The sequence below is a fragment of the Polaromonas sp. CG_9.5 genome, assembly GCF_035984465.1.
Taxonomy (GTDB): Bacteria; Pseudomonadota; Gammaproteobacteria; order Burkholderiales; family Burkholderiaceae_C; genus Polaromonas.
In genome coordinates, this window is record NZ_JAXCHR010000013.1 from 63,656 (window position 1) to 84,235 (window position 20,580).

Genomic DNA, 20,580 nt, shown 5'->3' on the forward strand with positions numbered 1-20,580 from the left:
ATGCCCCCATCCTCCAACGCTTCCCTTGTCGAACTTCGCCACCTGACTTTTGGGTACGGCGAACGCGTCATTCTGGACGATATTTCGCTGTCGGTGCCCCGGGGCAAGGTCACGGCCCTGCTGGGCGCATCCGGTGGCGGCAAGACCACCATCCTGCGCCTGATTGGCGGGCAGAACCGGGCGCAATCGGGCCAGTTGCTGTTCGACGGCCAGGATGTCACGCCGATGAACCAGGAACAGATCTACGCAGCCCGCCGCCGAATGGGCATGTTGTTCCAGTTCGGCGCACTGTTTGCCGACCTGAGCGTGTTCGAGAACGTCGCCTTTCCACTGCGCGAGCACACCGGCCTGCCCGAAGCGCTGATCCGCGACATCGTGCTGATGAAGCTCAATGCGGTCGGTCTGCGCGGCGCCCGCGACCTGATGCCCAGCGAGGTGTCGGGCGGCATGGCGCGGCGCATTGCGCTGGCCCGTGCTATCGCGCTGGACCCCGAACTGGTCATGTATGACGAGCCTTTTTCGGGGCTGGACCCGATTTCGCTGGGAACGTCGGCACGCCTGATTCGCCACCTCAATGACAGCATGGGGCTGACGAGTATTTTTGTCTCGCACGAGCTGGAGCAGACGTTTGCCATTGCCGACCATGTGATCATCCTGGCCAATGGCAAGGTCGCCACTGAAGGCACGCCCGACGAAGTGCGCAAAAGTACCGACCCGCTGGTCTACCAGTATGTGCATGCGCTGCCAGATGGCCCGGTCCGGTTTGACTATCCCGGCGTGACGGTCGAGGAAGACTTTGGGCCCGCCTTGACGCCTGCGTCCCGCCAATCCGGAGCTTCATCATGACTTGGTACAAACCTGCCGATGTGGGCTTTGCTACCCGCAAGAAGCTGGGCAACCTGGGCTATGGCGCGCGGCTCTTCATCCGGCTTTTGGCCACCTTTGTCTCGACCTTCAAGCGTTTTGGCCTGGTGCGCGACCAGATTTTCTTTTTGGGCAACTACTCGCTGGTCATCATCGCCATCTCAGGCCTGTTTGTCGGATTTGTGTTTGGTCTGCAGGGCTACTACACCTTGCTGCGTTTTGGCTCCACCGAGGCGCTGGGCCAGCTGGTGACCTTCACGCTGGTGCGCGAACTCGGACCCGTCGTCACCGCGCTTTTGTTTGCCGGTCGGGCTGGCACTTCGCTGACTGCCGAAATCGGCCTGATGAAGGCGGGCGAGCAGATCAGCGTCATGGAAATGATGGCGGTCGATCCGATTCAGCGCATCTTGGCGCCGCGCTTCTGGGCGGGCGTAATTGCCATGCCGCTGCTGGCTGCCGTGTTCAGCGCCATGGGCGTGATTGGCGGCTGGGTGGTGGGCGTGATCATGATCGGTGTGGATGCCGGTTCGTTCTGGAGCCAGATCCAGAACAGTGTGGATGTCTGGCGCGACGTGGGCAACGGCATTGTCAAAAGTATTGTGTTTGGCTTCACGGTCACTTTCGTGGCGCTGTTCCAGGGTTTTGAAGCGCAACCAACGCCTGAAGGCGTGGCCAGCGCAACAACGCGCACGGTGGTGGTGGCTTCGCTGGCGGTTCTGGGTCTGGATTTCATCCTGACCGCAATGATGTTTACCAATTAAGGAGGAGTGTGGTGCAACGCTCAAAAATAGATGTGTGGGTCGGCATTTTTGTCATGATTGGCGCTGCCGCCATTTTGTTTCTGGCGCTGCAGGCCGCCAACTTGCTGAAGCTGAATTTTCAGTCCACGTACCAGATCAGTGCCGAGTTTGACAATATCGGCGGCCTCAAGCCCAAGGCGGCTGTGCGCAGCGGGGGCGTGGTGATCGGACGCGTGGCAGACATTACGTTCAACGACACCACCTTTCAGGCGCGCGTGTTGCTCGACATGCAAAGCCGCTTTTCCTTCCCCAAAGACAGTTCGCTGAAAATTCTCACCAGCGGCTTGCTCGGAGAGCAATACATAGGCATGGAGGCCGGGGGCGCCGAAGACAATCTTGTTGCAGGCGACGTGATCAAGCAGACACAATCAGCCGTCGTGCTTGAAAACCTCATCGGACAATTTTTGTTCAATAAAGCCGCCGAAGGAAGCGCAGGCTCCGGATCGGACGAGATCACTCCCCCAACCGCAACAGCAGAAAAAAAATGACTAAATCCATCACTTTGAAACCGGCCTTGGGTTGGGCTGCTGCCGGTTTGGCTCTGGCCCTTTTGCAAGGCTGCGCCAGTGGCCCCACCGCCAATCCGGCCGATCCGCTGGAGCCCTTCAACCGCAGCGTGTTCAGCTTTAACGAAGGGCTGGACCGCACCGTTCTGAAGCCTGTCGCGACGGCCTACCAGAACGTGACGCCGCAACCCGTCCGCACGGGTGTGACGAATTTCTTTGAGAACATTTCGGATGTCTGGTCATTCGTCAACAACGTTCTGCAGGCCAGGCCGGCGCAAGCCGCCGATTCCCTTTTCCGTTTCACGACCAATACCTTATGGGGCGTAGGCGGTATTTTTGATGTGGCCACCGCATTGAAAATCCCCAAACACAAAGAAGATTTTGGCCAGACGCTGGGCACTTGGGGGGTCGGATCCGGCCCGTATGTGGTGCTGCCACTGTTCGGGCCTTCCAGCGTGCGCGACACGGCCGGACTGGTTGTGGACATGAACGGCAATCTGGTGTCACGTACTGACAATATCCCCGCACGCAACTCCTTGATGGGCCTGCGCCTGGTCGATACCCGCGCCAATCTGCTCGGGGCCAGTAATGTGCTGGAGCAGGCGGCACTTGATAAATATACCTTCACCCGAGACTTCTATTTGCAGCGCCGCCGCAGCCTGCTGGGCAAGAGCGGTGTCGATGCGCGCGTCGAACCGGAAGAGCGTTACGACCTGCCTGAAACCGCACCGGCCAACAGTGCGCCTGCAGTGCCTGCATCGGGTGTGCAGTAAAAAAATCTTTGTCACAAGCTTTACAAAGCTGCCGCAAATCTTCATCGCCAAGCCTGGTGCCGGCTTGCAAAATTATTCTTGAAAATCAGCCGTTTCGTTGGCTGTTTGTACCGACTTTGAAAGAACAACCATGAACCGTAGAACCCTTGGCCGTCTTTTGTCCGCTGCGCTTAGTCTGGCACTGCTGGCTTCTGCACCTTTTGTCCGCGCTGCCGAAGAGGGGCCGGATGCGCTGATCAAGCGTGTTTCCACTGAAGTGCTTGACGGTATCAAGTCCGACAAGGCGACGCAAGCCGGCGACACAAGCCGGGTGCTGGCGCTGGTGGACGCCAAGGTCATGCCCAATGTGAACTTCACCCGCATGACTGCGTCTGCCGTGGGCCGCAACTGGCGGCAAGCCACCCCCGCGCAGAAAACCCGTCTGCAGGAAGAGTTCAAGACCCTGCTGATCCGCACGTATTCGGGTGCGCTTTCCCAAGTCAAAGACCAGTCGCTCAATGTCAAACCGCTGCGTGCTGCACCGACCGACACCGAAGTCACGGTTCGCACCGAAGTCTTGGGACGGGGTGATCCAGTTCAACTTGACTACCGCATGGAAAAAACGCCGACCGGCTGGAAGATTTATGACCTGAACGTGCTGGGCGTCTGGCTGGTGGAAACCTACCGCACCCAGTTCGCGCAGGAAATCAGTGCCAACGGCGTCGATGGCCTGATCGCATCCATGTCGCAGCGCAACAAGACCAACGCTGGCAGCAAGTCCTGAGCCCTGCGTCAGCCATGCTGAAACTTCCTGCTGTACTGACCCATGCCATCGCGTCGGGATTTTTCCCGACCGTGAACCAGGAAGTGCTGTCCGCCCCAAAAGCTGTTGTGGTGGATGCCGGCGGCCTGCAGCAGTTTGATTCGTCGGCGCTGGCCATCTTGCTGGCATGCCGTCGTCAGGCGCTGGCGGCGGGCAAGACTTTTGCCGTTCTGGGCGCCCCGGAGCGCCTGCTGCAACTGGCCGGCGTCTATGGCGTTGCCCAATTGATTCCTGCGGCTGAACCGGTTTTGCCTGTGTCATGAAGGCTTGCGGGGCCATACGCTGCCCTGCCAGATACAAAACGCATCCACCCCTAAAATAGCGGGCTCATGCCAGCCATATCCTTTCAGTCCGTCTCCAAAACCTATCCCGCTACACGCAACCAGCCCGGCTCCGGCCTGAAGGCGCTGGACAACGTCAGCTTTGACATTCAGCAAGGCGAATTTTTCGGCTTGCTCGGCCCCAACGGAGCCGGTAAAACCTCCCTCATCAGCATTCTGGCCGGCCTGTCGCGTGCCAGCAGTGGGCGGGTTCTGGTCCATGACAGCGACGTGCTGCTCGACTACGCCAACGCCCGGCGCAAACTGGGCGTGGTGCCGCAGGAACTGGTGTTCGACCCGTTTTTTACCGTCCGCGAAGCACTGCGCATCCAGTCGGGCTATTTCGGTATTAAGCACAACGACGACTGGATTGACGAGCTGCTGCTCAATCTGGGCCTGGCCGACAAGGCCAATGCCAATATGCGCCAGCTCTCGGGCGGCATGAAGCGCCGTGTGCTGGTGGCGCAGGCGCTGGTCCACAAACCGCAGGTCATCGTGCTGGACGAGCCCACCGCTGGCGTCGATGTGGAGCTGCGCCAGACGCTGTGGCAGTTCATCGCCAAACTCAACAGACAAGGCAGCACCGTTTTATTGACCACCCATTACCTCGAAGAAGCCGAAGCCCTGTGCAACCGCATTGCCATGCTCAAGCAGGGCCGGGTGGTGGCACTGGCGCAAACGTCAGAGTTGCTCAAGGCGGCTTCTAGCAATCTGCTGCGCTTTAAAATTGATAGCGAACTTCCCCCGCACCTGGCCGACCAGGCGCGTATTACAGGCCGAATCGTACAGTTTCCGGCGCACAATGCCCGCGAAATCGAGCAATACCTGGCCGCCGTCCGGGAGGCCGGCCTGGTCGCTGAAGACGTTGAAATCCGCAAGGCCGATCTGGAAGATGTGTTCATTGAAGTCATGACGGACAAATCCGGAGCCGCAGCATGACCGGCTGGCAAACGCTTTTTTACAAGGAAATCCTGCGCTTCTGGAAAGTCGGTTTCCAGACCGTTGGCGCGCCCGTGCTGACAGCGGTGCTTTACATGCTGATTTTTGGCCATGTGCTTCAAGGCAAGGTGCTGGTCTACGACAAGGTCAGCTACACCGCCTTTTTGGTGCCTGGCTTGGTGATGATGAGCGTGCTGCAAAACTCGTTTGCCAACAGTTCGTCATCGCTGATCCAGAGCAAGATCATGGGCAGTCTGGTGTTTGTGCTGCTCTCGCCGCTGTCGCATTGGCACTGGTTTTTTGCCTATGTGGGCTCGTCGGTCGTGCGCGGCCTGATGGTCGGCACGGGCGTGTTTGCGGTCACGGTGTTTTTTGGCCAGCCCGGCTTTGAAGCCCCGCTCTGGATACTGGTGTTTGCCGTACTGGGCTCGGCGATGATGGGCGCGCTGGGCGTGATTGCCGGTTTGTGGGCCGAAAAGTTCGACCAGATGGCGACCTTCCAGAACTTCATCATCATGCCGATGACTTTTTTGAGCGGCGTTTTTTACTCCATTCACTCGTTGCCGCCGATGTGGCAGAAGGTCAGCCACCTGAATCCGTTTTTCTACATGATTGACGGTTTTCGCTACGGTTTTTTTGGCGTCAGCGATGTCTCGCCCTGGCTCAGCCTGGGCTTGGTGCTGAGCGCATTTCTCATCATCAGCGCCGTCGCGGTCAACATGCTGCGCACGGGCTATAAGATCAGGGGATGACCCCCACGCTTGTCGCTTCGCGTACTGCGCTGCCCCCCGAGGGGGCTGCTGCGCCTGCGGTCTGGCGAAGCCAGTCCCGCGGCCCCTGCTGGGTTGGAACGGCAGCCGGAGTCGCCGCGCTTTCTATGTACTGCATTGCGCCCATTTTTTTACGCCCACCAAGGCACTGTGAATTTTTTTAGAAAACCTTTATGACCAGCGAAGAACTCCAAGCCATCATTGCCGCCGACTTGCCGTGCGAGCACCTCGAAGTGTCCGGTGACGGCAGCCATTGGTACGCCACCATGGTGTCCAGCGCTTTTCAGGGCCTGTCGCGGATTGCGCGCCACCACCGCGCTTATGCCACGGTAGGTAACCGGATTCACACCGGTGAAGTCCATGCCCTGTCGATGAAGACCTATACGCCCGCCGAGTGGGCTGCACTCAAGGCGCAATAAACAAATGGACAAACTACGCATCAAGGGTGGCAAGTCCCTGGCCGGCTCCGTCGACATCTCGGGCGCCAAAAACGCGGCATTGCCCGAGCTTTGCGCGGCGCTGCTGACCGCTGAGCCGGTCACGCTGCAAAACGTTCCGGGCCTGCATGACGTGACGACCATGCTCAAGCTGATCCGCAACATGGGCGTCGAGGCCGAGCGCAGTGTCAGTGTTCCCGGCACTGTCACGCTCAATGCCGGCCCGCTGAATTCGCCCGAGGCGCCGTACGAGCTGGTCAAGACCATGCGCGCGTCGGTGCTGGCGCTGGGGCCGCTGTTGGCGCGTTTTGGCAAGGCGACGGTGTCGCTGCCCGGCGGCTGCGCCATTGGTTCGCGGCCTGTTGATCAGCACATCAAGGGCCTGCAAGCGATGGGCGCCGAGATCATCGTCGAGCACGGCTACATGCTGGCCAAGCTGCCCGCAGGCCAGACGCGCCTGAAGGGCGCGACCCTCACGACCGACATGGTGACCGTCACCGGGACCGAGAATTTCCTGATGGCCGCCACGCTGGCCGAGGGCGAGACCATTCTCGAAAACGCAGCGCAGGAGCCCGAGATTGGCGACCTGGCCGAGATGCTCATCAAAATGGGCGCGAACATCGAAGGCCATGGCACGCGCCGCATCCGCATTCAGGGCGTCGACCGGCTGCACGGCTGCACGCACCAGGTGGTTGCTGACCGGATTGAAACTGGCACCTTTTTGTGCGCCGTGGCGGCGGCCGGCGGCGATGTGGTCCTGCAGCACGGCCGTGCCGACCACCTCGAAGCGGTGATTGAAAAGCTGCGCGAAGCCGGTGCCACCATCACGGCTGGCGAAGGGTTCATCCGCATCCAGGCCTGCGGCCGCATGAAGGCGCAGTCGTTCCGCACCACCGAATACCCCGGTTTTCCGACCGACATGCAGGCGCAGTTCATGGCGCTCAACGCCGTCGCGCAGGGCACCAGCACGGTGACCGAGACGATTTTTGAAAACCGCTTCATGCACGTCAATGAAATGGTCCGCCTGGGCGCAAAAATCCAGATTGAAGGCAAGGTTGCCGTCATCGAAGGCGTCGAAAAACTCTCGGGTGCTACCGTCATGGCGACCGACTTGCGCGCCTCCGCCAGTCTGGTGATTGCCGGTCTGGTCGCTGAAGGCGAGACCTTTGTCGAACGCATCTACCACCTCGACCGGGGCTACGACCACATGGAAGCCAAGTTGCGCGGCATTGGCGCCGATATTGAACGGATGCAAGCATGATCACGCTCGCGCTCTCCAAAGGCCGCATCTTTGACGACATCCTGCCGCTGCTGAAAAGCGCCGGCATCGAGGTGCTCGACGACCCGGAAAAATCACGCAAGCTGATCCTTGACACCAACCAGCCCGACCTGCGCGTGGTGCTGGTCCGCGCCACCGACGTGCCGACCTATGTGCAGTACGGCGGCGCCGATATCGGTGTCGTCGGCAAGGACACGTTGCTCGAATCGGGCAGTCAGGGTCTGTACCAGCCGCTGGACTTGCAGATTGCCAAATGCCGCATCAGCGTGGCGGTGCGCCAGGGCTTTGACTATGCGGCCGCCGTCAAACAAGGCTCGCGCCTGAAAGTGGCCACCAAATACGTGGAAATTTCACGTGACTTTTTCGCCAGCAAGGGCGTTCACGTCGATTTGATCAAGCTCTACGGCAGCATGGAACTCGCCCCGCTCACCGGCCTGGCCGACGCGATTGTTGATTTGGTGTCCACCGGCAACACGCTCAGGGCCAACCATTTGATGGAAGTCGAGCGCATCATGGACATCAGCTCGCATCTGGTGGTGAACCAGACCGCCCTCAAGCTCAAGCAGGCACCGATTCGCAAACTGATTGATGCGTTTGCCTTGGCGCTTGCCAAGCCCCTAACCCCCTGATTGCCATGAAATTGATAGCTACTCCCGCCCGACTGTCGTGCGCTGACAGCACTTTTGAGTCTCAATTCAAGGCCCGGCTGCACTGGTCGGCCGACACTGATGCGGCCATCGAGCAGCGCGTGGCCGACATCCTGCTGGACGTGCAACAGCGCGGCGATGCGGCGGTGCTGGAATACACCGCGCGGTTTGACGGCCTGAGCGTCGGCTCGATGGCAGAACTCGAACTCACGCAGGCCGAACTCAAGGCTGCGTTCGAGTCGATTCCCGCCGCACAGCGGGGCGCGCTGCAGGCCGCCGCCAAGCGCGTGCGGACGTACCACGAGGCGCAGAAAAAGGCCAGCGGCGAAAGCTGGAGTTACCGCGACGAGGATGGCACGCTGCTGGGCCAGAAGGTCACGCCGCTGGACCGCGTCGGCATCTACGTGCCCGGCGGCAAGGCGGCGTACCCGTCGTCGGTGCTGATGAACGCGATTCCCGCCCATGTGGCCGGTGTCGGCGAGATCATCATGGTCGTGCCCACGCCCAGGGGCGAGAAAAACGCGCTGGTGCTGGCTGCCGCCTACGTCGCCGGCGTGACGCGTGCCTTCACCATCGGCGGCGCGCAGGCGGTGGCCGCGCTGGCTTACGGCACGGCGACCGTGCCCAAGGTGGACAAGATCACCGGCCCCGGCAATGCCTATGTCGCCAGCGCCAAGAAACGCGTGTTCGGCACGGTCGGCATCGACATGATTGCCGGGCCATCCGAGATTCTGGTGCTGGCCGACGGCACGACGCCGGCCGACTGGGTGGCGATGGACCTGTTCAGCCAGGCCGAGCATGACGAGCTGGCGCAAAGCATTTTGCTGTGTCCCGACGCCGCCTACATCGACGCCGTGCAGGTAGCCATCCATCGCCTGCTGCCCGCCATGCCGCGCGCCGAGATCATCGCCAGGTCGCTGACCGACCGGGGCGCGCTGATCCTGACCCGCAGCATGGAAGAAGCCTGCGAAATTTCCAACCGCATCGCGCCCGAGCACCTGGAAGTCTCCAGCCGCGACCCGCACCGCTGGGAGCCGCTGCTGCGTCACGCCGGGGCGATTTTTCTTGGCGCCTACACCAGTGAAAGCCTGGGCGACTACTGCGCCGGCCCGAACCACGTATTGCCGACCAGCGGCACGGCGCGCTTTTCCAGCCCGCTGGGGGTGTACGACTTCCAGAAACGCTCCAGCCTGATCGAGGTCAGCGAAGCCGGCGCGCAAGTCCTCGGCCCGATTGCCGCCGAACTGGCCTATGGCGAAGGCCTGCAGGCGCATGCCCGCGCCGCCGAACTGCGCTTGACCACCGTGCCCGACATGAGAAAACCCAACCAATGACCGCGCCTGATTCCACACTCGACCCGAAACTCAAGCAACTGATTCGCCAGGATGTGCAGTCGATGCACGCCTACGCCATTCAGGACTCGGCGGGCATGGTCAAGCTCGATGCGATGGAAAATCCGCACCGGCTGCCCGCCGCCCTGCAGGCGCACCTGGGCCAGCGCCTGGGCGCGCTGGCGCTGAACCGCTACCCGGACGGCCGCGTCAACGACCTGCGCCGCGCGCTGGCCGACTACGCACAGATGCCCGAAGGCTTCGACATCATGCTGGGCAACGGCTCGGACGAGCTGATCGCGCTGCTGGCGCTGGCCTGCGACGTGCCCGGCGGCTCGGTGCTGGCGCCGCTGCCCGGTTTCGTGATGTACGCCATGAGCGCGCAGTTGCAGGGCCTGAAGTTCATCGGCGTCGATCTGACGCCCGACTTTGAACTCGACGAAGCGGCGATGCTGGCAGCGATCGCGGAGCACAAGCCATCGATCACCTACCTGGCCTATCCGAACAACCCTACGGCCAACCTGTGGGACGATGCGGTGATTGAAAAGATCATCGGGGCGGTCGGTGCGCAGGGCGGCCTGGTCGTGATGGACGAGGCCTACCAGCCTTTTGCCAGCAAGAGCTATGCCGGCCGCATGTCGCGGCACGGCCATGTGCTCTTGATGCGCACCCTGAGCAAGTTCGGCCTGGCCGGCGTTCGCCTGGGCTACATGATGGGGCCCAAAGCCCTGATTGCCGAAATCGACAAGGTGCGTCCGCCCTACAACATCAGCGTGTTGAACTATGAATGCGCGCTGTTCGCCCTCGAACACCGCGAGGTGTTTGAAGCCCAGGCGCAGGAACTGATCGCCCAGCGCGCCTTTCTGTTCGACGCGCTTGCCGCCTTGCCCGGTGTCAAGGCCTGGCACAGTGACGCCAACATGATCCTGATCCGCGTGCCCGACGCGGCGCGCACCTTCGACGGCTTGCGAAATCGCAAGGTGCTGGTCAAAAATATTTCTAAAATGCATCCTTTGCTGGCCAACTGCCTGCGCCTGACCGTCGGCACTGCCGAAGAAAATGCGCAATTGCTGGCCGCGCTTGAACCCTCCCTATGACCACTTCCATCACCGACTCTCTGCCCGCCTTGTCCGCACCACGCACGGCCGAGGTTTCGCGCAACACCGCCGAAACCAAAATCACCGTCAAGGTCAACCTGGACGGTACCGGCCAGGCGAAGCTGTCCACCGGCATCGGCTTTTTTGACCACATGCTCGACCAGATCGCTCGCCACGGGCTGATCGACCTGGACATCCACGCCGTGGGCGACCTGCACATCGACGGCCACCACACGGTCGAAGATGTCGGCATCACGCTCGGGCAGGCCGTGGCGCAGGCCATTGGCGACAAAAAAGGCCTGCGCCGCTATGGCCATGCCTATGTGCCGCTTGACGAAGCGCTGTCGCGTGTGGTCATCGACTTTTCAGGCCGCCCGGGGCTGGTGATGAACGTGCCGTTCAAGAGCGGCATGATCGGCACCTTCGACAGCCAGCTGGCCTATGAATTCTTCCAGGGCTTTGTCAACCATGCGTTCGTCACGCTGCACATCGACAACCTCAAGGGCGAAAACGCCCATCACCAGGCCGAGACGGTGTTCAAGGCCTTTGCCAGAGCCCTGCGCATGGCGCTGGAAATCGATCCGCGTTCGGTGGGCGTGATTCCTTCGACCAAGGGCTCGCTGTAAGCCATATCTGATCGCTGTTTTTGCATGTTTTAGCCATTCTGAGCAGGCAGGGCGTGCGTTGACAGCTATTAAAAAAATAGCAATTTAATTTTTCCTTTCTGAATGTCCAATTTGAAAACGGTGGCAGTGGTCGATTACGGTTCCGGCAACCTGTGTTCGGTCTCGCAGGCGGTCCGGCATGTGGTGCAGGGCACGGGCTACGAGGTGCGGGTCACGTCCAACCCGCAGGACGTGCTCGATGCAGAGCGCGTCGTGCTGCCCGGCCAGGGCGCGATGCATGACTGCATGCTGGCGCTCGAACACTCGGGCATGCTCGGCGCCGTGCTGCATGCCGCCGGCCACAAGCCGCTGTTTGGCGTGTGCGTCGGCATGCAGATGCTGCTCGACAACAGCCACGAAGGGCTGAACGGCGCGCCCACGCCCGGCCTGGGACTGATCCACGGCGAGGTCGTCAAGTTCGACCTGGCCGGCAAGCTCCAGCCCGACGGCAGCCGCTACAAAGTGCCGCAAATGGGCTGGAACCAGGTGCATCAGTCACGGCCCGACGGCCAAAACGCCCATCCGGTCTGGGCCGGTGTGCCCGACGCGTCGTATTTTTACTTTGTGCACAGCTTTTACGCCTGTCCGTCGGATCAACGCCACATCGCGGGCGAGGCCGACTACGGCGGGCGGTTTGCAGCGGCGATAGCGCGCGATAATATTTTTGCCACCCAGTTCCACCCCGAGAAAAGTGCCGATCAAGGGCTCGCCCTGTACCGCAATTTTCTGCACTGGAAACCTTGATTTCTTTTTCGCGATGGCACCCTGGCACAGGGCCATCATTTTTCAACGTCATCCACCGATTTTCTTCAGCCCAACATGCTACTCATCCCCGCCATTGACCTGAAAGACGGTCACTGCGTCCGCCTGAAACAGGGCGACATGGACCAATCCACCATTTTCAGCGAAGACCCGGCCGCCATGGCGCGCAACTGGGTCAACAAAGGCGCCAGACGCCTGCATCTGGTGGACTTGAATGGCGCGTTTGCGGGCAAGCCCAAAAACGAAGCGGCCATCAAGCGCATCCTGGCCGAAGTCGGCAATGAAATCGAGGTGCAACTGGGTGGCGGCATTCGCGACCTGGACACCATCGAGCGTTATCTGGATGCCGGTCTGCGTTACGTCATCATTGGCACCGCCGCCGTCAAAAATCCGGGCTTTTTGCAAGACGCCTGCACCGCTTTTGGCGGCCACATCATCGTCGGTCTCGATGCCAAAGACGGTAAGGTCGCTACCGACGGCTGGAGCAAGCTGACGGGGCACGAAGTGGTTGACTTGGGCAAGAAATTCCAGGACTACGGCGTCGAATCCATCATCTACACCGACATTGGCCGCGACGGCATGCTCAGCGGCATCAACATCGAGGCCACCGTCAGGCTGGCGCAGGCGCTGACGATTCCGGTGATCGCCTCGGGCGGCCTGTCGAACATGGCCGACATCGAAGCGCTGTGCGCGGTCGAAGACGAAGGCGTGCAGGGCGTGATTTGCGGCCGCTCGATTTACAGCGGCGACCTGGACTTTGAAGCCGCCCAACTGCGCGCTGACGAGCTGAACGGCTGATCGATGGCCCCCACGCTTGCCACTGCGTGTGCTGCGCTGCCCCCCGAGGGGGCCGCTGGGCCTGCGGCCCGGCAAAGCCGGTTCCGTGGCCCTGGCTGGTTTCTGAGCCGCCCTTTTCATTCCTCTCGCCCTGGCGACACCCACTGGCGTTTATTACGCATATCAGTTCATGCTTGCTAAAAGAATCATTCCGTGTCTTGACGTCACCGGCGGCCGGGTCGTCAAAGGCGTCAATTTCACCCAGCTGCGCGACGCCGGTGACCCGGTGGAAATTGCCGCCCGCTACAACGACCAAGGGGCGGATGAGCTGACCTTTCTCGACATCACCGCCACCAGCGATGAGCGCGATTTGATTTTGCACATCATCGAAGCGGTGGCGTCGCAGGTGTTTATTCCGCTCACCGTGGGGGGCGGGGTGCGCACGGTGGAAGACGTGCGCCGGCTGCTCAACGCTGGCGCTGACAAGACCAGCTTCAACTCGGCGGCGCTGGCCAATCCGCAGGTGATTGAAGACGCCTCCGCCAAGTACGGCGCGCAATGCATCGTGGTGGCGATTGATGCCAAGCGCCGCAGTGACGAAGAAGCCTTGCTGCGCGGCGCGGGCTGGGACGTGTACAGCCACGGCGGGCGCAAAAATACCGGCCTGGATGCGGTGGCCTGGGCGACAGAGATGGCGCGGCGCGGCGCGGGCGAAATTCTGCTGACCAGCATGAACCGCGACGGCACCAAGTCGGGGTTTGACCTCGAACTGACGCGCGCCGTGAGCGACGCGGTCAGCGTGCCGGTGATTGCCTCGGGCGGCGTGGGCAACCTTGACCACCTGGCTGACGGCGTGCAGATGGGCGGCGCGGATGCGGTGCTGGCGGCCAGCATTTTTCATTACGGCGAATACACCGTCGAGCAGGCCAAGCGGCACATGGCGGCACGCGGAATTCCTGTCCGGCTCTAGTTTTCAAGCTTTTTAAGTCTGTAGCGCAGGATGGACGGGCGTTAGCAGCTATTAATTTCATAGTATCTAGCCTGCGCCACAATCGCCGACAATAGCGTGCATGAATTGGTTAGAAACTGTCCGTTGGGACGAAAAGGGCCTGGTGCCCGTGATCGCGCAGGAAGCCGCCAGCGGCGACGTGCTGATGTTTGCCTGGATGAACCGCGAGGCGCTGCAAAAAACCGCCGAGCTGGGCCAGGCGGTGTATTTCAGCCGGTCGCGCAATCGTCTGTGGCACAAGGGCGAAGAGTCCGGCCATTTCCAGACCGTGCATGAAATCCGGCTTGACTGCGACAGCGACGTGGTCTTGCTCAAGATCACGCAGCAGGGCCATGAACCCGGCATTGCCTGCCACACCGGCCGCCACAGCTGCTTTTTCAGTCTTTACCAGGACGGCCAGTGGGTCGTGACCGAGCCGGTCTTGAAAGACCCGGGCAGCATCTATAAATAACCCCCAAAGCAGCCATGTCCTCTAACGATACCCTTGATCGCCTCGCGCAGACCCTTGAAGCGCGCAAGCCTGTGAATGGCGGCGACCCGTCTACCAGTTATGTGGCGCGCCTGCTGCACAAAGGCCCGGACGCCTTTTTAAAGAAAATCGGCGAAGAGGCGACCGAAACCGTGATGGCTGCCAAAGACATTGACCATGGCGGCCCCACCGAAGTCCTGAAAGGCAAACTGGTCGGCGAAGTGGCTGACTTGTGGTTTCATACCCTGGTGGCGCTGGCCCACTACGGCTTGAGCCCTGCCGATGTGCTGGCCGAACTGGAGCGCCGTGAGGGCACCAGCGGCATTGATGAAAAGGCGCTGCGCAAAGTGCAGCAGCGCGACGCTGACGGCAACTGACAACCTGTCCAACCAAGGAACGCACCATGCGAGATGACATTGTGACCATAGAGGCTGACAAAGGATTGATGACCTGGGGCTGGATCAGTTACATCCTGCACCTCGTCGTTGCCGTGGCGGCTGTGCTGCCCGGCGCGCAGGTTTCCATCGCCTTGCTGCTGGTCGCGCTGGTGATTGACCTGGTCAAGCGCCCTGACGCCGCCAACACTTGGCAGGCATCGCATTTCAGCTGGCGGATTCGTTCGGTGATTTGGGCCGGAATTTTGTACCTGCTGACTTCCTGGCTCTGGCTGCTGTTTATCGTGCCGGGCTGGATTGCCTGGGGACTGATTTCGATCTGGTTCCTCTACCGCATCGTCAAAGGCATGATGCGCATGAATGCCGGCCTGGCGGTGGAGGCCGCATGAGCCATCCAGACAACTGCCTTTTTTGCAAAATCGCCGCAGGCACCATTCCCAGCCGCAAGGTTTATGAAGACGACGAACTGTTCGTCTTTCACGACATTCATCCGCATGCGCCGGTGCATTTGCTGATCATTCCCAAGGCGCATATTGCGTCAATGGCTCACGTGGGCCCGGAACATGCTGCACTGCTGGGGCGCATGATGGTGCTGGCGCCGAAACTGGCGATGGCAGAGGGCTGCAACCCCTATCCAGAAGGCGGATTTCGCATCATGACCAATACCGGCGTCGAAGGCGGGCAGGAAATCCAGCACCTGCATTTGCATGTGATTGGCGGTGCCAGGCCGTGGCTCAAGGGTTGAAGCGCATGATGCGTGGGCGTCCAGGGAACCCTGGCTACGCTATCCAGCAAGCTGGCAGGGTCATAGAACCTGTCACACAAGGCCTTTAGAATCAGCCTTTGCTGTAGCTAGATCATTTTTGACAATTTCAGAGTAGGAGCTAAACATGGGTGGATTTTCAATTTGGCACTGGTTGATCGTTTTGTTGATCGTCGTGATGGTGTTCGGCACCAAAAAGCTGAAAAACATGGGCAGCGACCTCGGCGGTGCAGTCAAAGGATTCAAGGACGGCATGAAAGAGGGCGGCCATTCTCCGGAGGATGACATTCCGGTTACCCCGGCCAGCCAGGTTACCAATGCCCAGGCTGCCGAAAAAGCAGACCGGAACACGATTGATGTCCAAGCGCGGCAAAAACCCTGATGACGGCGTCATGCGTGACATCGCTGAACCTTTTTCGCGTCTGATCCGCCGTGATTGACCTCGGCATTTCCAAGATGGCGCTGATTGGCGCAGTCGCCCTGATCGTCATCGGCCCTGAAAAGCTGCCGCGCGTGGCGCGTACCGTCGGTACGCTGCTGGGCAAGGCACAGCGCTATATTTCTGACGTGAAGCAGGAAGTCAATCGTTCCATGGAACTGGACGAGTTCAAGAAAATGAAGGAAAGCGTTCAAGACGCTGCCCGAGACGTTGAAAACTCGATCAAGACCGGCGCCAGCGATTTTGAAAAATCATGGGCTGACACGAACCCCACAACGTCGTCTGACAGCTTGCCGGGCTTTGAAGTTTTTCCTGAATACCGGCATCCCAAAAAGAAATGGCGGCTCAAGCAGGGCGCAACGCCGCAGTGGTTCAAAGCCCGCGCAGGCGTGCGCACCAAAGCGCAGTCCGGCGCCGCGCGCGTGGCCCGTTTTCGCCCGCAGTCCAGCCGCAAGGCGTGAAGCACTTTTCCTGAATCCCTCGTTGCGCGCATGACGGCGCAATTTACCCGGCGCAAATTTTCTTCATGAGCGATTCCAACTCTAGCGGCGGCGACAAGCCCGACGAACTCGCAGGTACTGAGCAGCCCTTTGTCCAGCACCTGATGGAGTTGCGCGACCGCATGATCAAGGCCGTCATTGCCATTGGCATTGCTGCGGCCGCTCTCGCCTTGTTTCCCGGCCCTGGCGCGCTCTATGACCTGATGGCCGCGCCTTTGATTGCCAGCCTGCCCGCAGGTGCCACATTGATTGCCACCAACGTGATTTCCCCGTTTGTGGTGCCGATCAAGATTCTTTTCATGGCCGCGTTCATGATTTCGCTGCCGGTGGTGCTGTACCAGGTGTGGGCGTTTGTCGCGCCCGGTCTGTATTCGCATGAGAAAAAGCTGGTCATGCCGCTGGTGATTTCCAGCACCTTGCTGTTTTTCTTCGGCGTTGCCTTTTGCTATTACTTTGTCTTTGGCCAGGTGTTTCACTTCATCCAGAGCTTTGCGCCCAAGTCCATCACGGCCGCACCAGACATTGAGGAATACCTCAACTTCGTACTCGGCATGTTTTTGGCGTTCGGGCTGGCTTTTGAGGTGCCGATTGCGGTGATTTTGCTGGTGCGCATGGGCGTGCTCACGGTGGCTCAATTGCGCCAGTACCGGGGTTATTTCTGGGTGATTGCCGCTATTGGCACCGCGCTCGTCACGCCGCCTGATGCCGGCTCGATGATCATGCTGCTCATGGTGGTGGGCGGTTTGTATGAAGTCGGCATTCTGGCCGCTCAGGTGTTCGTCAAGCGCACGCAAGCGCCGGATACCGATACGGAAGTCGCCAAGCTCTGAATTTTTGCACTGATTCGCTGTCAAATGAGGCGCTGGCGCATGCTGCACGCGCGCTGGCAGCTCTCTAATTTATAGCGATTGACTGGCCGGCCCAAGCCGCTCCTGCTGATCGGCTGACTGGCTGATCTGTTTCAACCCCCGGCTCAGCCTGTTTCCCCTGAGCCAGTTCAGCGTTGAACCTTGGGGCGCTCGCGTTTGCCGGGCGTCACGGCAACTTCAACCGCGCCACTGCCGCGCAACACGCTCAGCGGTGCAGGCGTTCCGGGTTTCAGGGCGGCCACGGCTGTCAGCAACTGGCTCACGTTTTTGACCGGCTGGCCATTGACGGCGGTAATGACATCGCCGGGCTTGATCCCGCCTTGCGCAGCCGGCCCGTTTTGCAATACGCCGGTGATGATGACGCCGCCCGCCTTGGCTGCTTCGGGCTGGAGCTTGAAGGCTTCGATCAGTTCGGCATTCAGCTCTTGCGGCTCCACGCCAATCCAGCCGCGCGTGACCTGGCCGTCTTTCACAATCCCTTCGAGCACCTGCTTGGCGGTCGAAACGGGAATGGCAAAACCAATCCCCATGGAGCCGCCCGAGCGCGAGTAGATGGCGGTGTTGATGCCCAGCAGATTGCCGTTGCCATCGACCAGCGCACCGCCCGAATTGCCGGGGTTGATGGCTGCATCGGTCTGGATGAAGTTTTCAAAGGTGTTGATGCCCAACTGGTTGCGCCCCAGCGCGCTCACGATGCCGCCGGTCACGGTCTGGCCGACGCCAAACGGATTGCCAATAGCCAGCACCGGATCGCCCACTTGAAGCTCGTCCGAGTTGCCCAGCATGATCACGGGCAACTTGTCGAGCTCAATCTTGAGGATCGCCAGGTCGGTGTCGGGGTCGGTGCCAATCACTTTCGCCCGGGTTTTGCGGGTGTCGTTCAGAACGACCTCGATTTCGTCCGCGCCTTCGACCACGTGGTTGTTGGTCAGGATGTAGCCGCTGCTGCTCACAATCACGCCACTGCCCAGCCCGGCCTGCGCTTCACCCGGCCCCTGGTCGCCAAAGAAAAACCGGAACCACGGGTCATTCATCTTCGGATTTTTAACGGCGGCTTTGCTGGTGTTGATACTCACGACGGCGGCCGAGGCGATTTTTGCCGCCGGCGCAAAACTGCCTATCGGACTGGCCGTGCCGACAGCGCGTGGCAGGGTGTTGGCCGGCGCTTCGATGACGGAAACACCGCTCAGCGAGACTCTTTTGTTCAGCCACTGCGGCTGGAGCGTGGCCACCACGAAATAAGCCGCCACCAAAATGGTGACGGTCTGGGAAAACAGGAGCCAGGTGCGCTTCATGGGTCAAAAATCAGGTTGGCAGGCGTGGAATAGAGGCAAACAGGTGCGGCGCTGCGCGTGAGCAAACGCTGAATGCGTATTGTGCTTTATGCGCGCAGCCTGCGCGAATTTCTGGTTGCGCCTTAACTGGCCTGCGCTGTGAGGCACGAAAGATGAAGCCCGGTGCCTGCCTGCTGACACAATTGCCGTATGAGCACCACCACCCGACAGGATTTGCTGCACGCGTTTGATGCGCTGCTGCAGCCCGCGCGCTTCAAGGACTACGGGCCCAACGGCCTGCAGGTTGAGGGAAAAACGCAGATTCGCCATATCGTCTCTGGCGTCACGGCCAGCCGCGCGCTGATTGAAGCAGCCATCGATGCACAAGCCGATGCCATTTTTGTCCATCACGGCCTGTTCTGGCGCGGCCAGGACGGCTGTGTCACAGGCTGGATGAAGCAACGCCTGGCGCTGCTGCTGGCCCACGACATCAACCTGTTCGCCTACCATTTGCCGCTCGATGCGCATCCTGAATTGGGCAACAACGCGCAACTCGGGCGGCAACTGGGCTTGAAGGTCAGTAGCTGCTTTGGCGAGCAGGATTTGGGCTTTCTGGGCGGGCGAATCGATGGCAGCAGTTTTTCCAGCGCCCTGGAACTGGCTGAACACATTAAAAATAGACTAAAAAGGCCTGTAGTGCAGGTGGGTCGTGCGCAAGGAGCTATTAAAAGCATAGCGTGGTGCAGTGGCGGGGCGCAAAGCTACTTTGAAGCCGCCATTGCCGCCGGTGCTGACGCCTTCATTACCGGCGAGATTTCCGAGCCGCAAGCCCACTATGCGCGCGAGATGGGCGTGGCGTTCATCGCCTGCGGCCACCATGCGTCCGAGCGTTACGGCGCGCCCGCCGTGGCGGCGCAGATTGCCGCGCAATTCGGACTGACGCACCAGTTCATTGATATTGACAACCCTGCTTGACCACCATGAACAAACCCCTGTTGATCACCATGGGCGATGCCGCCGGCATTGGTCCCGAAATCATCGCCAAGGCGTTTACTGAGTCGCCCGTCGATCTGGCCGGTTGCATCGTCGTCGGGGACGTGGTCACCTTGCGCCGCGCCACTGCGCTGATCGCAAGCCAGACTGGAACTCTGGCACTGCCCGTGGCGCAAATTGATTTGCTGGCTGAAGCGTCTTGCGTGCCGCCGCGCTGCATCGGCGTGCTGCAAAAATGTGAGCTGCCGGCGCTTGTTGCTTATGGGCAGATCAATGGTTTGGCAGGCCAGGCGGCGGCTGACTGCATCGTCTGGGCCGCCCGCGCCGTTCTGGCCGGCGAGGCCAAAGCGATGGTGACGGCACCGATTCACAAGGAAGCGCTGGCAGCCGCAGGGGGCTGGGTGGCCCATTTTCCGGGGCATACCGAAATGCTGCAAGCCGAGGCTGCCGGATTTCTGGGGAGACCGGTCAGCGAAGTGCCAGTGCGCATGATGCTGGCCAACGACGAGTTGAAAACCGTGCTGGTGAGCATCCACATGTCACTTCGACAGGCGATTGAGGCGGTCACATTTGACAATGTGTTGCAAACCTTGCGCATCACACATGCCGCAGTCAGCGCTAGCCTTGGCCGGCCACCGCGTATCGGCGTCGCAGGGCTGAATCCGCACGCCGGCGAGGGCGGTTTGTTTGGCGCTGAAGAGCAGGCCATTATTGTTCCGGCCGTGGTTGTGGCGCGCCAAGAGGGGCTGGATGTGCACGGCCCTTTTGCGCCGGACACGGTGTTCATGCGGGCGCGTAACACGCCGACCAAGCCGGGCGAGTTTGACGTGGTGGTAGCGATGTACCACGATCAAGGCTTGATTCCGGTCAAGTACCTGGGCGTGGAGCAGGGCGTGAATGTCACGCTCGGCCTGCCATTGGTACGCACCAGTCCAGACCACGGGACGGCTTTTGACATTGCCGGCACCGGCCGCGCCGACGCTTCCAGCTTGCTGGCGGCCATCCGCATGGCGCGCCGGCTGGCGGCCTAGAAAATAGTGATGAAAATGGCTCATTGCGCAATGAGGACGGGCGCAAGCAGCTATTGAATTAATAGTGCT

The 20,580-nt window shown here is 60.6% G+C and carries 27 protein-coding genes; 26 read left to right on the forward strand and 1 reads right to left on the reverse strand.

The window, feature by feature from the left end; translation table 11 throughout:
• The 24 genes from RCH06_RS11610 to tatC all read left to right on the forward strand — a co-directional run bounded on the left by RCH06_RS11610 (position 1) and on the right by tatC (position 17,174).
• Positions 1 to 846 carry an ABC transporter ATP-binding protein gene (locus RCH06_RS11610; protein ID WP_327081624.1) on the forward strand — a complete coding sequence of 282 codons (846 nt, stop codon included), beginning with the start codon at positions 1 to 3 and terminating at the stop codon, positions 844 to 846.
• On the forward strand, positions 843 to 1,625 hold the full coding sequence (mlaE, locus tag RCH06_RS11615) for a lipid asymmetry maintenance ABC transporter permease subunit MlaE (protein ID WP_327081625.1): 783 nt from the start codon (positions 843 to 845) through the stop codon (positions 1,623 to 1,625). The genes RCH06_RS11610 and mlaE overlap by 4 nt, the downstream gene beginning before the upstream one ends.
• 11 nt (positions 1,626 to 1,636) lie before the next feature.
• Positions 1,637 to 2,152, forward strand: a complete 516-nt coding sequence (gene mlaD / locus RCH06_RS11620; RefSeq protein WP_327081626.1) for an outer membrane lipid asymmetry maintenance protein MlaD — start codon at positions 1,637 to 1,639, stop codon at positions 2,150 to 2,152.
• Positions 2,149 to 2,943, forward strand: coding sequence for an MlaA family lipoprotein (locus tag RCH06_RS11625; RefSeq protein ID WP_327081627.1), 795 nt, complete (start codon positions 2,149 to 2,151; stop codon positions 2,941 to 2,943). The genes mlaD and RCH06_RS11625 overlap by 4 nt, the downstream gene beginning before the upstream one ends.
• 130 nt (positions 2,944 to 3,073) lie before the next feature.
• Positions 3,074 to 3,706 carry an MlaC/ttg2D family ABC transporter substrate-binding protein gene (locus RCH06_RS11630; RefSeq protein WP_327081628.1) on the forward strand — a complete coding sequence of 211 codons (633 nt, stop codon included), beginning with the start codon at positions 3,074 to 3,076 and terminating at the stop codon, positions 3,704 to 3,706.
• A gap of 14 nt (positions 3,707 to 3,720) precedes the next feature.
• Entirely contained in the window at positions 3,721 to 4,008 is a 288-nt protein-coding gene (locus tag RCH06_RS11635) for an STAS domain-containing protein (protein ID WP_327081629.1), read from the forward strand.
• A gap of 66 nt (positions 4,009 to 4,074) precedes the next feature.
• Entirely contained in the window at positions 4,075 to 5,004 is a 930-nt protein-coding gene (locus RCH06_RS11640) for an ABC transporter ATP-binding protein (RefSeq protein WP_327081630.1), read from the forward strand.
• Positions 5,001 to 5,756, forward strand: coding sequence for an ABC transporter permease (locus RCH06_RS11645; RefSeq protein WP_327081631.1), 756 nt, complete (start codon positions 5,001 to 5,003; stop codon positions 5,754 to 5,756). The genes RCH06_RS11640 and RCH06_RS11645 overlap by 4 nt, the downstream gene beginning before the upstream one ends.
• A 191-nt stretch (positions 5,757 to 5,947) precedes the next feature.
• The gene (locus RCH06_RS11650; protein WP_327081632.1) at positions 5,948 to 6,193 is read left to right on the forward strand and encodes a BolA family protein; all 246 of its coding nucleotides are present in this window, start codon (positions 5,948 to 5,950) and stop codon (positions 6,191 to 6,193) included.
• 4 nt (positions 6,194 to 6,197) lie between these two features.
• Positions 6,198 to 7,472 (forward strand): UDP-N-acetylglucosamine 1-carboxyvinyltransferase, encoded by a 1,275-nt coding sequence (murA, locus tag RCH06_RS11655; RefSeq protein ID WP_327081633.1) that lies wholly within the window; start codon positions 6,198 to 6,200, stop codon positions 7,470 to 7,472.
• Positions 7,469 to 8,119 carry an ATP phosphoribosyltransferase gene (hisG, locus tag RCH06_RS11660; protein ID WP_327081634.1) on the forward strand — a complete coding sequence of 217 codons (651 nt, stop codon included), beginning with the start codon at positions 7,469 to 7,471 and terminating at the stop codon, positions 8,117 to 8,119. Before murA ends, hisG begins: the two co-directional genes overlap by 4 nt.
• Before the next feature lie 5 nt (positions 8,120 to 8,124).
• Complete coding sequence (gene hisD, locus RCH06_RS11665) at positions 8,125 to 9,471, forward strand: histidinol dehydrogenase (protein WP_327081635.1); 1,347 nt, start codon at positions 8,125 to 8,127, stop codon at positions 9,469 to 9,471.
• Positions 9,468 to 10,565, forward strand: coding sequence for a histidinol-phosphate transaminase (hisC, locus tag RCH06_RS11670; protein ID WP_327081636.1), 1,098 nt, complete (start codon positions 9,468 to 9,470; stop codon positions 10,563 to 10,565). Before hisD ends, hisC begins: the two co-directional genes overlap by 4 nt.
• The gene (hisB, locus tag RCH06_RS11675; protein WP_327081637.1) at positions 10,562 to 11,191 is read left to right on the forward strand and encodes an imidazoleglycerol-phosphate dehydratase HisB; all 630 of its coding nucleotides are present in this window, start codon (positions 10,562 to 10,564) and stop codon (positions 11,189 to 11,191) included. Before hisC ends, hisB begins: the two co-directional genes overlap by 4 nt.
• 102 nt (positions 11,192 to 11,293) lie before the next feature.
• On the forward strand, positions 11,294 to 11,974 hold the full coding sequence (gene hisH / locus RCH06_RS11680; RefSeq protein ID WP_327081638.1) for an imidazole glycerol phosphate synthase subunit HisH: 681 nt from the start codon (positions 11,294 to 11,296) through the stop codon (positions 11,972 to 11,974).
• 75 nt (positions 11,975 to 12,049) lie between these two features.
• Positions 12,050 to 12,790 carry a 1-(5-phosphoribosyl)-5-[(5-phosphoribosylamino)methylideneamino]imidazole-4-carboxamide isomerase gene (gene hisA / locus RCH06_RS11685; RefSeq protein ID WP_327081639.1) on the forward strand — a complete coding sequence of 247 codons (741 nt, stop codon included), beginning with the start codon at positions 12,050 to 12,052 and terminating at the stop codon, positions 12,788 to 12,790.
• 169 nt (positions 12,791 to 12,959) lie between these two features.
• On the forward strand, positions 12,960 to 13,739 hold the full coding sequence (gene hisF, locus RCH06_RS11690) for an imidazole glycerol phosphate synthase subunit HisF (protein ID WP_327081640.1): 780 nt from the start codon (positions 12,960 to 12,962) through the stop codon (positions 13,737 to 13,739).
• Between the two features lie 100 nt (positions 13,740 to 13,839).
• The gene (gene hisI / locus RCH06_RS11695; protein ID WP_327081641.1) at positions 13,840 to 14,229 is read left to right on the forward strand and encodes a phosphoribosyl-AMP cyclohydrolase; all 390 of its coding nucleotides are present in this window, start codon (positions 13,840 to 13,842) and stop codon (positions 14,227 to 14,229) included.
• Positions 14,230 to 14,243: 14 nt separating this feature from the next.
• Positions 14,244 to 14,624 (forward strand): phosphoribosyl-ATP diphosphatase, encoded by a 381-nt coding sequence (locus RCH06_RS11700; RefSeq protein WP_327081642.1) that lies wholly within the window; start codon positions 14,244 to 14,246, stop codon positions 14,622 to 14,624.
• 26 nt (positions 14,625 to 14,650) lie between these two features.
• The gene (locus RCH06_RS11705) at positions 14,651 to 15,031 is read left to right on the forward strand and encodes a DUF4870 family protein (RefSeq protein ID WP_327081643.1); all 381 of its coding nucleotides are present in this window, start codon (positions 14,651 to 14,653) and stop codon (positions 15,029 to 15,031) included.
• Complete coding sequence (locus tag RCH06_RS11710) at positions 15,028 to 15,387, forward strand: histidine triad nucleotide-binding protein (protein ID WP_327081644.1); 360 nt, start codon at positions 15,028 to 15,030, stop codon at positions 15,385 to 15,387. Before RCH06_RS11705 ends, RCH06_RS11710 begins: the two co-directional genes overlap by 4 nt.
• Positions 15,388 to 15,532: 145 nt before the next feature.
• Positions 15,533 to 15,787 carry a Sec-independent protein translocase subunit TatA gene (gene tatA, locus RCH06_RS11715; protein ID WP_327081645.1) on the forward strand — a complete coding sequence of 85 codons (255 nt, stop codon included), beginning with the start codon at positions 15,533 to 15,535 and terminating at the stop codon, positions 15,785 to 15,787.
• 50 nt (positions 15,788 to 15,837) lie between these two features.
• A complete protein-coding gene (gene tatB, locus RCH06_RS11720) occupies positions 15,838 to 16,305 on the forward strand; it encodes a Sec-independent protein translocase protein TatB (RefSeq protein WP_327081646.1) in 468 nt (155 codons plus the stop codon).
• 65 nt (positions 16,306 to 16,370) lie between these two features.
• Positions 16,371 to 17,174, forward strand: a complete 804-nt coding sequence (gene tatC / locus RCH06_RS11725) for a twin-arginine translocase subunit TatC (protein ID WP_327081647.1) — start codon at positions 16,371 to 16,373, stop codon at positions 17,172 to 17,174.
• 167 nt (positions 17,175 to 17,341) lie between these two features.
• On the opposite strand, the gene RCH06_RS11730 is transcribed toward tatC, so the two are convergent.
• Complete coding sequence (locus tag RCH06_RS11730) at positions 17,342 to 18,508, reverse strand: S1C family serine protease (protein WP_327081648.1); 1,167 nt, start codon at positions 18,506 to 18,508, stop codon at positions 17,342 to 17,344.
• Positions 18,509 to 18,697: 189 nt separating this feature from the next.
• Here RCH06_RS11730 and RCH06_RS11735 point away from each other — a divergent pair, with 189 nt between their 5' ends.
• Both RCH06_RS11735 and pdxA read left to right on the forward strand, forming a co-directional pair.
• Complete coding sequence (locus RCH06_RS11735; RefSeq protein ID WP_327081649.1) at positions 18,698 to 19,462, forward strand: Nif3-like dinuclear metal center hexameric protein; 765 nt, start codon at positions 18,698 to 18,700, stop codon at positions 19,460 to 19,462.
• 5 nt (positions 19,463 to 19,467) lie between these two features.
• The gene (pdxA, locus tag RCH06_RS11740; protein ID WP_327081650.1) at positions 19,468 to 20,511 is read left to right on the forward strand and encodes a 4-hydroxythreonine-4-phosphate dehydrogenase PdxA; all 1,044 of its coding nucleotides are present in this window, start codon (positions 19,468 to 19,470) and stop codon (positions 20,509 to 20,511) included.
• Positions 20,512 to 20,580: the final 69 nt, after the last annotated feature.